The sequence below is a fragment of the Bacillus sp. REN16 genome (assembly GCF_020731355.1).
Lineage (GTDB): Bacteria > Bacillota > Bacilli > Bacillales > Bacillaceae_L > Ferdinandcohnia.
In genome coordinates this window covers 112,710-125,206 of sequence record NZ_JAJFZK010000004.1, presented here as the reverse complement: position 1 = coordinate 125,206, position 12,497 = coordinate 112,710, and the positions used below count along the sequence as shown (strand labels likewise).

General features: G+C 38.4%; 10 protein-coding genes. 1 reads left to right on the top strand and 9 read right to left on the bottom strand.

Translation table 11 applies throughout. The annotated features are described in order from the left end of the window. Nucleotides 1–185: 185 nt before the first annotated feature. Nucleotides 186–671 (top strand): LiaI-LiaF-like domain-containing protein, encoded by a 486-nt coding sequence (locus LKW28_RS06245; protein ID WP_229139489.1) that lies wholly within the window; start codon nucleotides 186–188, stop codon nucleotides 669–671. A 98-nt stretch (nucleotides 672–769) separates the two neighbouring features. Here LKW28_RS06245 and LKW28_RS06240 read toward each other — a convergent pair whose 3' ends face one another. From LKW28_RS06240 to LKW28_RS06200, 9 genes are all read right to left on the bottom strand, one after another. Further along, nucleotides 770–1,492, bottom strand: a complete 723-nt coding sequence (locus LKW28_RS06240; RefSeq protein ID WP_229139718.1) for an amino acid ABC transporter ATP-binding protein — start codon at nucleotides 1,490–1,492, stop codon at nucleotides 770–772. A gap of 30 nt (nucleotides 1,493–1,522) precedes the next feature. Further along, nucleotides 1,523–2,185, bottom strand: coding sequence for an amino acid ABC transporter permease (locus tag LKW28_RS06235; protein WP_229139488.1), 663 nt, complete (start codon nucleotides 2,183–2,185; stop codon nucleotides 1,523–1,525). Between the two features lie 82 nt (nucleotides 2,186–2,267). Further along, a complete protein-coding gene (locus LKW28_RS06230; RefSeq protein ID WP_229139487.1) occupies nucleotides 2,268–3,056 on the bottom strand; it encodes a transporter substrate-binding domain-containing protein in 789 nt (262 codons plus the stop codon). A 217-nt stretch (nucleotides 3,057–3,273) separates the two neighbouring features. Then, a complete protein-coding gene (yihA, locus tag LKW28_RS06225) occupies nucleotides 3,274–3,858 on the bottom strand; it encodes a ribosome biogenesis GTP-binding protein YihA/YsxC (protein ID WP_229139486.1) in 585 nt (194 codons plus the stop codon). After that, the gene (gene lon, locus LKW28_RS06220) at nucleotides 3,855–6,179 is read right to left on the bottom strand and encodes an endopeptidase La (protein ID WP_229139485.1); all 2,325 of its coding nucleotides are present in this window, start codon (nucleotides 6,177–6,179) and stop codon (nucleotides 3,855–3,857) included. The genes yihA and lon overlap by 4 nt, the downstream gene beginning before the upstream one ends. Nucleotides 6,180–6,444: 265 nt before the next feature. Beyond that, on the bottom strand, nucleotides 6,445–8,127 hold the full coding sequence (lonB, locus tag LKW28_RS06215; protein WP_229139484.1) for an ATP-dependent protease LonB: 1,683 nt from the start codon (nucleotides 8,125–8,127) through the stop codon (nucleotides 6,445–6,447). Nucleotides 8,128–8,310: 183 nt separating this feature from the next. Further along, nucleotides 8,311–9,573, bottom strand: a complete 1,263-nt coding sequence (gene clpX / locus LKW28_RS06210) for an ATP-dependent protease ATP-binding subunit ClpX (protein WP_229139483.1) — start codon at nucleotides 9,571–9,573, stop codon at nucleotides 8,311–8,313. A 363-nt stretch (nucleotides 9,574–9,936) separates the two neighbouring features. Next, nucleotides 9,937–11,223, bottom strand: a complete 1,287-nt coding sequence (gene tig, locus LKW28_RS06205; protein ID WP_229139482.1) for a trigger factor — start codon at nucleotides 11,221–11,223, stop codon at nucleotides 9,937–9,939. 206 nt (nucleotides 11,224–11,429) lie between these two features. Then, a complete protein-coding gene (locus LKW28_RS06200) occupies nucleotides 11,430–12,455 on the bottom strand; it encodes a tetratricopeptide repeat protein (RefSeq protein ID WP_229139481.1) in 1,026 nt (341 codons plus the stop codon). Nucleotides 12,456–12,497: the final 42 nt, after the last annotated feature.

Genomic DNA, 12,497 nt, shown 5'->3' with positions numbered 1-12,497 from the left:
ACCATGTACGACGCTTAGGATTGTCGAAAAATGTGTGAACAGTTTTTGACAACCTATGCTAAAATTAGAAAAGCGCAAGTGCCTGTTCAGCCCCGACCTCGAGAGGCTAGGCGCTGGAGCTAGACATCACTGGTAACATTAACAAAAAAGCATGTTCAAATCAAGTAACTAGCATGGGGGACTATATGAAAAAAAATAATCTCTTTTCTGGTATCATCCTTGTTGGGATTGGTTGCTATCTTTTGCTCCAACAATTAGGTGTACCAGTATTTACCAACTTCTATTCGTGGCAAACACTCGTCATCCTTGTCGGGATTGCTTTTCTTTTTCAAGCGTATATTGAAAACAATCATAGCAGTATCCTGCCTGGTGTTATTCTGGTTGGTTTTGGCTTCCATTTTCATGGTATGAATCAACTTGGAGTTTGGCCGAAACAGCCAGGTACTCTCTTGTTTATCATTGGTCTGGGAATGCTGTTTACATATTTTAAGACAAAAAATGGACTATTCCATAGTGCCGTTCTAATAGCTGTTTCGCTATTGTTCCTTAATTATGGCCGATTTATTAACTGGTTGGGATTTTTGGAAGGCGGTTTGTCATTCATAATCGACTTTTGGCCCCTTCTCCTTGTCGGAATCGGCTTTTATTTATTATTCATTAAGAAAAAGTAAATTATACCAATACAATCATACCCACGAAACGGAAATTTTCGTGGGTGTTTTATTACAAAACAAATACCCCAAAGCATGCCCTTGAGGTACTGTTTTTACTATAAAATGGAGTTTAGAAAGTCTCTCGTTCGTTGTTCTTTTGGATTTTCAAAAATGTCCTTCGGATGTCCGACCTCAACTATTTTTCCATCATGCATATATACGACGCGGTCTGCAACTTCCCTGGCAAAACCCATTTCATGAGTAACGACAATCATTGTCATACCCTCATTTGCTAATTGCTTCATTGTATTGAGTACCTCTCCAACCAATTCTGGATCAAGGGCCGAGGTGGGCTCATCAAATAACATAATTTCAGGTTGCATTGCCAAAGCCCGGGCTATGGCAACACGTTGCTTTTGCCCACCCGATAATTTAGACGGATACACATTTAATTTGTCAGCCAGCCCTACCTTCCCAAGTAATTCTTTAGCATGATCAATAGCTTCTTGTTTTGGAATCTTTTTAACCTGAGTTGGAGCCTCTATCACATTTTCGAGAACTGTCATATGAGGAAAGAGATTAAAATGCTGAAATACCATTCCTACTCTTTGTCGAATTTCAGTTAGATTATGACTTTTGGAGTCTATTTTTTCAGCTTTAATCATGATTTCGCCACTTTCTTTTAATTCTAGAAAGTTTAAACAGCGTAATAATGTACTCTTACCCGATCCGCTTGCTCCAATTAAACAAACAACTTCACTCTCTATTACTGCCATATTAATATCTTTTAACACATGTAAGTCACCGAATGATTTATTTAAATGCACAACCTTTATCATTTCTTTCTTTTCCATGTCATTTCACCATCCTTATTTGTCGCTAGCAGCCAATTTTTTCTCAAGCATTCCAACTAAAATTGTAAAGATGAGCACGAGGATTAAATAATAAATCGCAACGATGAGCAAATACGTCATGTAGTCAAAGTTATTAGATCCTAATGTTGTCGAAACGTTGAAAAGCTCATTTAAGCCGATAAATGCTGCAAGTGATGAATCCTTCAAACCGATGATAAATTGATTTCCAAGAGGGGGTATTGCTCTTCGAAACGCTTGGGGAAGGATGATTCTTCTGATTGTTAAGACCCTGCTCATTCCTAAAGACTGTCCAGCCTCCATTTGACCGCTGTCAATTGATTGGATTGCTCCACGGAAAATTTCCGCAATATATGCTCCATTATGGAAGGCCAACCCTAATGTGACAGACCAGAACATGGAGATATTTAAAGCCGATAAACCAAAATAAAAGACAAAAATTTGTACAACTAATGGGGTCCCTCTTACTAGATATATATAAAGATCTGCTATTTTTACTAAAATGGTTTTTCCTGAGATTTTTAAAAATGCAAAAAGCAACCCAATAAAAACGGCAATCAAAATGGCAACAATGGTTACTTGCAGGGTAAGGAGCATTCCTTTTAAAAACACAGGATAGGATTCTATTAACTGCTCGAAAATATGACTAAATTCAGGCATTTCACTCAACTCCCTCTTCAACATTTCCCTTTAGAAAAAGAAACGAATGCGTAGGAAAAACACATTCGTTTCGATGATGTTTTTATTCTTCTGGATTTGTCGTGATATCTTCTTTGAAGTATTTTTCGCTTATTTTCTTCAGTGTTCCATCTTTTCTTAGCTTTTCTAATGCCTCATTGACTTTTTTCAATAACTCTTCATTATCCTTTGCTACTGCAATTGCTTGCTCACTCAAACCAAGAATATCTTTACCAACAATCTCTACACCGTTCCCGATTGCTTCTTTTCCCGTTAAGAAGTCTGTAATAACCGCATCATGCTTTCCAATCGCCAAAGCTTCTAAAGCTGTTACATCACTGTCATATTGAATAACATTCTTTGTTACTTCTTCTGCCGTTTTTGCATATGTAGAGCCCTTTGATACGGCAACTTCTAAATCCTTCAAATCTTCTAAGCTCCCGATATTACTATCCGGTCTTACAAATATTTGTGGACCTGAATAATAATAAGGTGTTGAGAAGTTAACATGCTCTGCACGCTCGTCTGTAATTGTATGACTTGCTACTGCGGCATCAAATCTGCCTGTTTTCACACCCTCTACAATACTGTTAAATTTAAATCTCTTTTGTTCAGGCTCTAAGCCTAATTCCTTAGCGATTGCTTCTGCCACTTCAATATCAAAGCCCGTCATAACTCCGTTTCCATCTGTAACACTAAACGGATTGTACTCACCTGATGAAGCAAACGTAAATTTTCCTTCCTCCACTAATTTCATCCCGCTTGAAGAGGATTTTTCACTGCCACAAGCACTCAAGACACCGATCACCAGAAGCAAACTGAAAAATAATACAAACCCCTTTTTCACTGTCATTTTCCCCCTTTTTATTCCTTCTGAAAATCTTGCCGAATTTCTCCTAGTAGAGAATACCTAACATTCCTTATATCTTTATTAGTCCAAACCCCTTCATATAACCAAATCGGTAAAATCACCCTTAAATCCCTTTGTTTCTTTATAATTCTTTAAAATGTGCATCGACACGGTTTCTGCTCAAAAAAACAGCTAAAGCAAAAATGCCTTAGCTGTTTTCCTATTTCATATATGATTGTAAAACGGTCCAGGCCTCTTCCTTTCCTAGACCCGTTTCTGATGAAAATTTAATGAGGTGATCGTCTGGCTCAAGCTCCAGTGTCTCGCGAACCACCTTTAGATGTTTATCCCATTTTCCTTTTGGGATTTTATCTGCTTTAGTCGCAATTACGATGACTGGTATATCGTAATGCTTTGCAAAATCATACATCAGTACATCATCACTTGATGGCGGGTGGCGTAAATCAACTATGAGAACAACTGCTTTAAGTGGTTCACGTGTTGTTAAGTACGTTTCAATCATTTTCCCCCATGCAGCTCTTTCTGATTTTGATACCTTGGCATATCCATAACCTGGAACATCTACAAAATATAGGAGTTCATTAATTAGGAAAAAATTTAACGTTTGGGTTTTGCCAGGCTTTGATGACGTACGAGCCAGAGCTTTACGATTAAGCATTTTATTTATAAAAGAGGATTTGCCAACATTCGAACGTCCTGCCATTGCAAATTCAGGTAAATCTCCTTCAGGATATTGATCCGGTCTTACTGCACTTATAACGATATCTGCACTTGTTACTTTCATTTTTTCTCCTCGATTAACGCATGTTTTAAGACTTCATCTAAATGTGAAACCGGAACAAATTCCACATCTTCTCTCACACTTTCAGGGATATCCTCAAGATCCTTTTCGTTTTCTTTTGGAAATAGGATTTTTGTTAACCCTGCACGATGAGCACTAAGTGATTTTTCTTTCAAACCGCCAATTGGTAAAACACGTCCTCTTAGCGTAATTTCACCAGTCATTCCGACTTCCTTACGTACAGCCCTTCCGGTTAAAGCCGATATAAGCGCAGTTGCAATTGTAATACCCGCTGAAGGCCCATCCTTAGGCACAGCACCCTCTGGGACGTGGAGATGAATATCATTTTTCTCATTAAAATCCGGATCAATATTTAATTCTTCCGCTTTAGATCGGATATAACTAAATGCTGCTTGTGCAGATTCCTTCATAACGTCCCCAAGCTTACCGGTCAGGACAAGCTTTCCTTTACCCGGTGCTATGGAAACCTCGATTGAGAGTGTATCACCGCCAAATACGGTATATGCAAGTCCTGTTGCTACACCCACTTGGTCCTCGATTTCAGCTTGACCATAGCGAAATACCTGTTTGCCTAAAAATTCAACAACATTTTTATCCGTTATGACAACTCGTTTCTTTTCACCTGACACAATAATTTTCGCAACCTTACGACAGACTTTCGCAATCTGGCGTTCGAGTCCGCGAACACCTGCTTCTCTTGTATAATAACGAATAATGTTTAGCAGAGCATCTTCACGAATTTGTAGTTTTCCTTTCGTTAATCCATGCTCTTCAAGCTGCTTTGGCAATAAATGATCTTTGGCAATATGAACCTTTTCAAGCTCCGTATAACCTGCGATCGTGATAATTTCCATACGATCACGAAGCGGTCCAGGAATTGTAGCTAAATTATTTGCCGTCGCGATAAACATAACCTTCGATAAATCATATGGCTCCTCAATGAAATGGTCACTGAAGTTAAAGTTTTGTTCAGGATCCAATACTTCAAGCATCGCTGATGAAGGATCTCCTCTAAAATCATTTGACATCTTATCAATTTCATCTAATAAGAACACTGGATTGATCGTTCCTGCCTTTTTCATCCCTTGAATAATGCGACCAGGCATTGCACCGACATATGTTCTGCGATGTCCTCTAATTTCAGATTCATCACGAACACCTCCAAGCGAAATTCGTACGAAATTTCGTCCAAGTGATTTGGCCACTGATTTAGCCAAAGAGGTTTTACCGACTCCTGGAGGCCCAGCCAAACATAAAATGGGTCCTTTCAATGAATTTGTTAACTGTTGAACAGCTAGGTATTCAAGGACTCTTTCTTTGACTTTATCCAGTCCAAAATGGTCTGTCTCCAGTATTTCTTCCGCACGATGAATATCGAGGCGGTCTTCTGTGGCTTTTGTCCACGGCAGTGCTAACAGCCATTCAATATAATTCCGAATCACTGCACTTTCTGCAGATGTTTGCGGAATTTTTTCGTAACGGTCTAGTTCCTTTAATGCGACTTGCTTTATATGCTCAGGCATTCCTGCTGCTTCTATTTTTTCTTTAAGAGACGTTACTTCACCCGTTTTACCTTCTTTGTCCCCTAATTCCTTTTGGATTGCCTTCATTTGTTCACGCAGATAGTATTCCTTTTGGGTTCTTTCCATCGAGCGCTTCACACGCTGACCAATTTTCTTTTCGAGACTTAAGACTTCTTTTTCATTATTGATGATCGTAATCACTTTATTCATTCTGTCACGAACATCGATTGTTTCCAAGATATCCTGTTTTTCTTGAAGTTTAAGAGGAATATGAGAAGCAATAATATCTGCCATTCTCCCCGGTTCTTCAATATCTGTTACAGAAGTATATGTTTCGGCTGAAATTTTCTTTGAAAGCTTTATGTATTGTTCGAAATACTCAAGCATCATGCGCATGAGTGCTTCTGCTTCAACATCCTTTGTCTCGTCTTCTTCAAATGTCTTTACTTTTACTGAATAATAGCTATCTTTGTCATAGACTTCCTTAATTTCTGCACGGTAAAGTCCTTCAACTAATACACGTATTGTCCCGTTTGGAAGCTTTAGCATTTGTTTTACTTGCGTTAATGTTCCTATGTTATAAATATCATCCTTTGTAGGATCGTCAATTGCGACATCTTTTTGGGTAGTTAAAAAAATGATATGGTCTTCTACCATCGCTTTTTCCAATGCTTGCACCGATTTGTCACGGCCAACATCCAGGTGCAACACCATTGTAGGATAGACGAGTAATCCGCGAAGTGGTAAAAGAGGAACAATGATTTCTTTTTTTCTTGTCATTGTTAAACACCTCAAAATTGAATATAGTTCTTAAATGTAAATTTTATCTTATTTGAAAGCTAGTGTCTATTTATAAGAAAAGCGCAAGCGCCTTGCTCAGCCCCGACAAGCACAAGACGAGCGCTGACAGAAGGCGTTTTTTGCCTTCAGAAGCGATTGGCTTGTGACCTCGAGGGGCTAGGCGCTGGAGCCAGACATTAAAAACTATGTACATTAAAAAAAAAGACTTCGACGCTCCTTTTTAGTATGTCGAAGTCTTCTTATTTTAAACTGATTCTGTCTTTGAATACGTCGTCGTGGCCGGAATGATTGATTGCTTGGATTGCTTTTGGCGTTCTGGTGTTTCAATCGCAATCTCAAACACTTGTTCAAGGTTTGTCACAGGAATAATTTCAATTCCTTCAATTTCCTTTAAGATGGATTGCATGTTCTCTTCTGGAATGATGACCTTGTTTGCTCCGGCTTGTTTCGCTGCCTTTATTTTCGGTACAACTCCACCGATAGGTTTTACATTCCCGTGAATACTGATTTCTCCTGTCATTGCAACCTTATGATCAACTGGGAACTTATGAATTGCCGAATAGATACCTGTTGCCATTGCTATTCCAGCAGATGGTCCGTCAATTGGAATTCCACCTGGAAAGTTAACATGGATGTCATAATCATGTGCTGGCACGCCCATTGAACGAAGGACCGTAATCACATTTTCAATCGAGCCCTTCGCCATACTTTTTCTTCGAATGGACTTTCCGCGGTCCCCAATACTTTCTTCTTCCACAATACCTGTGATGTTAATGGTTCCTTTATCTTTTGCGGCGGGAATGACTGTTACCTCAATTTCTAACAGTGCACCCGTATTGGGTCCATATACGGCTAGTCCGTTAACAAGTCCTACTCTTGCGCTTGGATAAATCTTTTTATCATATCGAGGAGTTAACTGGCTGGAATGGAGCACCCATTCAATATCCTCATCCTTAATAAAATCCCGGTCCTCGGAAATCGCAATACCTGCTGCGATTTGAACCATGTTAACGACTTCACGTCCATTGCGTGCATAGGAGGCAAGTGTAGCAACACCTTTTTCTGTTGCTTCCATTCTCACTTTTTCAAGCGCTTTTCTTGTCACAACGGCTAACTCATCTTGATCCAATTCACGGAAAAATACTTCAAGACAACGCGAACGAATTGCTGGTGGGAGCTCATTTGGCGTTCTCGTTGTTGCACCAATCATTCGAAAATCAGCTGGTAATCCATTTTTAAAAATATCATGTATATGTGTAGGGATTTGCGTATTTTCCTCACTGTAATACGCACTTTCAAGAAATACCTTACGATCCTCCAATACCTTAAGCATTTTATTCATTTGTATCGGATGAAGCTCTCCAATTTCATCAATGAATAATACTCCGCCATGCGCATGAGTAACTGCACCGGGCTTAGGCTGTGGTATACCCGCTTGCCCCATTGCACCTGCCCCTTGATAAATCGGATCATGAACAGAGCCGATTAATGGGTCTGCAATTCCACGTTCATCAAATCTTGCCGTTGTTGCATCTAATTCTACAAAGACAGCTGATTGCTTAAAAGGGGATTTTGAATTGCGTTTTGCTTCCTCCATCACTAGACGGGCTGCAGCTGTCTTACCTACTCCAGGTGGTCCATAAATAATGACATGCTGAGGATTTGGTCCACATAATGCGGCCTTTAATGACTTGATGCCATCCTCTTGGCCAACGATATCTGAAAAACTAGTTGGTCGTACTCTCTCGGCTAGAGGTTCTGTTAAGGAAATGGACCTCATTTTCCGGAGTTGCTCCATTTCTTTTCTAGATTCTTTATCTATAGATACCTTTTGAGTTCGCTGGTTTTTAAGGAGATTCCAAAAATAAAGCCCGATGATCACTCCAAAGAAAAGCTGTACGAATAAAACAATACCTGTCCAACTCATATTATTCCTCCTGCTCGCAAAGATAGACTACTATCTGCTATTATCTCCTGAGTAAAGGTGGAATAAACCAATTTTGACGGATTTTTCGTACTAAGATCAAAGACTAAGAACGTAACTTGCTGTTGACCTGCACATGCGGACATAAAAAATCCCGAGATCCAACATGACCTCGGGATTTTCCTATTATGCGGAGATTTCCGTATTTTCTACGATTGTTCCATCATCCAAAAGAAGCTTTGGTGATGTGTTTTTTGAAACTGTTTCTGCTGTAATAATACATTTTTTAATATCATCTCTTGATGGAAGATCAAACATCACATCTAGCATGATACCTTCAATAATGGAGCGTAAACCACGTGCTCCCGTTTTACGTTCAATTGCTTTTTTCGCAATTTCAATTAGGGCATCATCTTCGAAATCCAGCTCTACCTCATCTAACTCAAGCATTTTTTGATATTGCTTCACTAGGGCATTCTTAGGTTTGGTTAGAATTTCTACTAACGCGTCCTCATCTAATGGCTGAAGACTTGCAATAACTGGAAGACGACCAATAAATTCAGGGATTAATCCGAATTTTAATAAATCTTCTGGCAGTGACTTAGAAAGTAATGATTTTTGGTCTAATTCTTCTTCCACAATGTTAGAGCCAAATCCAATTACTTTTTTACCAAGACGACGCTTAATGATTTGTTCAATTCCGTCAAATGCTCCACCACAAATAAACAAGATATTTGTTGTATCAATTTGAATAAATTCTTGATGTGGATGCTTTCTTCCACCCTGTGGAGGTACACTTGCCACGGTTCCTTCAAGAATTTTTAAAAGTGCCTGCTGAACACCTTCACCGGAAACATCTCTTGTAATCGATGGATTTTCTGATTTACGTGCTACCTTATCGATTTCATCAATATAAATGATACCTTTTTCCGCTTTTTCAACATCATAATCAGCAGCTTGGATTAGCTTTAGAAGAATGTTTTCTACATCCTCACCAACATATCCAGCCTCTGTTAAAGAAGTCGCATCCGCAATGGCAAATGGCACATTTAAAATACGAGCCAATGTTTGAGCAAGTAATGTTTTACCACTACCAGTTGGCCCAATCATACAAATATTACTTTTAGATAATTCAACATCATCAATTTTGCTGTTTGAATTAATCCGCTTGTAGTGGTTATACACAGCGACAGCGAGGGATTTCTTTGCTGAGTCTTGACCAATTACATATTCATCTAGAATTTCTCTAATTTCCTTTGGTTTCGGTACATCTTTAAATTCTACTTCTTCCTCCGTACCTAATTCCTCTTCAACGATTTCAGTACATAGTTCGATACATTCATCGCATATATAAACGCCAGGTCCTGCGACTAATTTACGAACCTGATCTTGCGTTTTACCACAAAAAGAACATTTTAGTTGTCCTTTTTCATCATTAAATTTAAACATCATGTCACCCCTTATTGTTTCTTCTCTCTACATTAAACCAACTTTCTATTTACTTAGTCAGTTTGGTTTGAACTTTGGCCCCATACCATTCGTTCGAAAATTTCTAAATCGTTATGTATTGCACATTGTACCATATTTCTTGTTCAGATAGGTAATAATAACTCTCTTGCTCATTATGTAAGTATGTCCGGTTGGAAAAGAAAACGCCTAGTGAAACGTGTGCTACCTTCGCCCTCCTTTTAAGTGTTCCCAGTTTTGTTAGAATAAAACTACTACCAAATGCTTATTGTATGTACGACTTCCATGTTTTGGGTATAAAACAAGGCACGATCATATCGCGCCTTGATATTCCCTTATTTATTATTATGCAACACTTTTGCTATTTTCCACAAGAAAATCGATTGCTTTTCTTATTTTTAAATCTTCTTTTACGCCGTCAATGCCACCGATCATTTGTGTAATTTGATCTGCTGGCACTCCGTACATTGTAGACATGTTTTCAAGTTCTGCATTAATTTCTTCTTCAGAAACCTCGATGTTTTCAGCCTTAGCAATTGCTTCCAATGTTAAGTTAACACGTACGCGCTTGCCAGCATCTTCCTTCATTTGTTCACGTAATGCATTTTCATCTTGACCTGAGAATTGGAAGTAAAGGTCAAGATTCATACCTTGCATTTGTAAACGTTGTTCGAATTCACGAAGCATACGGTCTAATTCGGTATCAATCATCGCTTCTGGAATATCGATTTCCGCATTTTCAGATGCTTTTTCGATTAAAGTATCTTTAAGGCTATTTTCAGCATCACGCTTTTTGGTTTCTTCTAAGCGAGTTCTTGTTTTAGCTTTTAACTCATCTAATGTTTCAACTTCATCGTCTACATCTTTTGCAAACTCATCATCTAATTCAGGAAGCTCTTTTCCTTTGATTTCGTGAATTTTCACTTTGAACGTAGCTGGCTTACCTGCTAGATTTTCAGCATGGTATTCTTCCGGGAATGTTACTTCCACATCTTTTTCAGCTCCAGCAGCTACACCAACTAATTGCTCCTCGAAACCAGGGATGAATGAGCCTGAACCAATTTCTAATGAGTAGTTTTCAGCTTTTCCGCCTTCGAATGCTTCTCCATCAACGAAACCTTCGAAGTCAAGAACAACTGTGTCACCCTCTTCAATATTACCTTCTTCTTTAACAACAAGTTCAGCATTGCGCTCTTGTAATTGCTTGATTTCTTCATCAACTTCTTCGTCAGTTACAGTGTCATCAAGTTTTTCAACTTCAAGGCCTTTGTAGTCGCCAAGCTTAACTTCTGGCTTAACAGTTACTTTAGCAGTGAAAATAAGGTTTTTACCTTTTTCGATTTGCTCAACGTCAACTTCTGGACGGTCAACTGGCTCAATTCCAGTTTCTTTAATTGCACTTTCATATGCATCTGGAAGAAGAATATCTAAAGCATCTTGGTATAATGATTCAACACCAAAACGTTTTTCAAACATTCCACGAGGCATTTTACCTTTACGGAATCCAGGTACGTTTACTTGCTTAACTACCTTTTTAAATGCATCGTCAAGCCCTTGGTTAAATGTTTCAGCGTCAACCTCAATGGTTAAGACACCTTGGTTTCCTTCTAATTTTTCCCACTTTGCGGACATAATTCTTTCCCTCCAACTATCTATTTACTAACTATTTTTTCCGATATGTAAATTGGATCACTATTACCATATGTCGGTAACCTAGTATTTTACAACCATTACATTATAACATAGAATAGGCACCTTTCAACATATAGAATTATGATTATATTGTTAGAAAGTTTACCCAACTGCACTCTATTATAAAATAACGAGTTTCTATTATTTTATTCCATATAAGAAAAACCCTCTATTTGTTCTATTTTTTCAAGAGTCTGCTTAAGTTCAAACAAACTTACACCATAAATTTGCTCTAGTGTGCGATTTTCAATCTCCATTCCGTGCAATTCTGCGCTATATAAATGTAGGGCTGCTGCATACATGGAAGGATCCTCCTCCTCTAATGTGAAAGGATAAAGAACGAAGAGATGTTGAAGCCATATCTCTTTTGCTGTTTCGAAAAGAGTAGGATTCTCATTTTGCAATTGCTCTTCCAAAATAGTTAGAACCTGAATTGTAAAAGGAGACATTGATGGGTCAACAAGATCACGGGGGTTCACCATTATTGTTGCCCCTAATTTCTCCACCTCCATCTCAAGATCTACCTGGTTTGTAACAAGCAGCTGAATGATAATAGTTTTTACAATCGGATGATTCTCCGGTATTGATAAAAACGGAACAAGAAGATCGATGTATTTTCGAATATTTAGTTCCTTCAGAGATTGAATAATGGCTATTTGGTTTCCAATATTTCCTTCATTATATAAGGAGTTTTGAAGCTGATTTTTTATTTCTTCATTTAAGTTTTCAGCCTGTTCGTGCCGCTCTCCACCCAGCATTCGTTTGCTTAGCTCCAGCAACTGAAACAGATTATCATAATACTCGGGAGGGACTGCATCTTCGTCAAGCACTGCCTCGATTGTTGTTTTCACTTCATCATATTGTCCGAGCTGGATAAGGATTGTCACATAAATTTGCAGCACATGAAAATAATCCCCAACATCCTCTTTTAACATAACTAAACAATTCTCTTTTGCTTGCTCTAATTCTCCCATTTCAAAAAGGCAAATGACGATTCCCAGTTCTATTTCATGGTTGCCTCGTTCAAACTCCTGAGCCTGTGTCAAAAAAGTTAGAGCTTCACTGAATTTTTTATTCGTTAAAGCTTCAAGTCCTTTTTCCATCAATCTTTCTTTAAGTTTAGGAAAAAGAATAATTTTATCTTGTTTTTGATCTTTTTTTTGTTTATCCATAGAGTTTTCTGACCCCAAATTCGATTTTCTACTTGAGTTATA

Excerpts from the sequence above, each read along its gene's own strand:
- LKW28_RS06235 (WP_229139488.1), bottom strand. The coding sequence starts at position 2,185 with ATGCCTGAATTTAGTCATATTTTCGAGCAGTTAATAGAATCCTATCCT.
- lon (WP_229139485.1), bottom strand. The coding sequence starts at position 6,179 with ATGACAAGAAAAAAAGAAATCATTGTTCCTCTTTTACCACTTCGCGGA.
- LKW28_RS06200 (WP_229139481.1), bottom strand. The coding sequence starts at position 12,455 with ATGGATAAACAAAAAAAAGATCAAAAACAAGATAAAATTATTCTTTTT.
- LKW28_RS06245 (WP_229139489.1), top strand. The coding sequence starts at position 186 with ATGAAAAAAAATAATCTCTTTTCTGGTATCATCCTTGTTGGGATTGGT.
- lonB (WP_229139484.1), bottom strand. The coding sequence starts at position 8,127 with ATGAGTTGGACAGGTATTGTTTTATTCGTACAGCTTTTCTTTGGAGTG.
- yihA (WP_229139486.1), bottom strand. The coding sequence starts at position 3,858 with ATGAAAGTAACAAGTGCAGATATCGTTATAAGTGCAGTAAGACCGGAT.
- LKW28_RS06230 (WP_229139487.1), bottom strand. The coding sequence starts at position 3,056 with ATGACAGTGAAAAAGGGGTTTGTATTATTTTTCAGTTTGCTTCTGGTG.
- LKW28_RS06240 (WP_229139718.1), bottom strand. The coding sequence starts at position 1,492 with ATGATAAAGGTTGTGCATTTAAATAAATCATTCGGTGACTTACATGTG.
- clpX (WP_229139483.1), bottom strand. The coding sequence starts at position 9,573 with ATGTTTAAATTTAATGATGAAAAAGGACAACTAAAATGTTCTTTTTGT.
- tig (WP_229139482.1), bottom strand. The coding sequence starts at position 11,223 with ATGTCCGCAAAGTGGGAAAAATTAGAAGGAAACCAAGGTGTCTTAACC.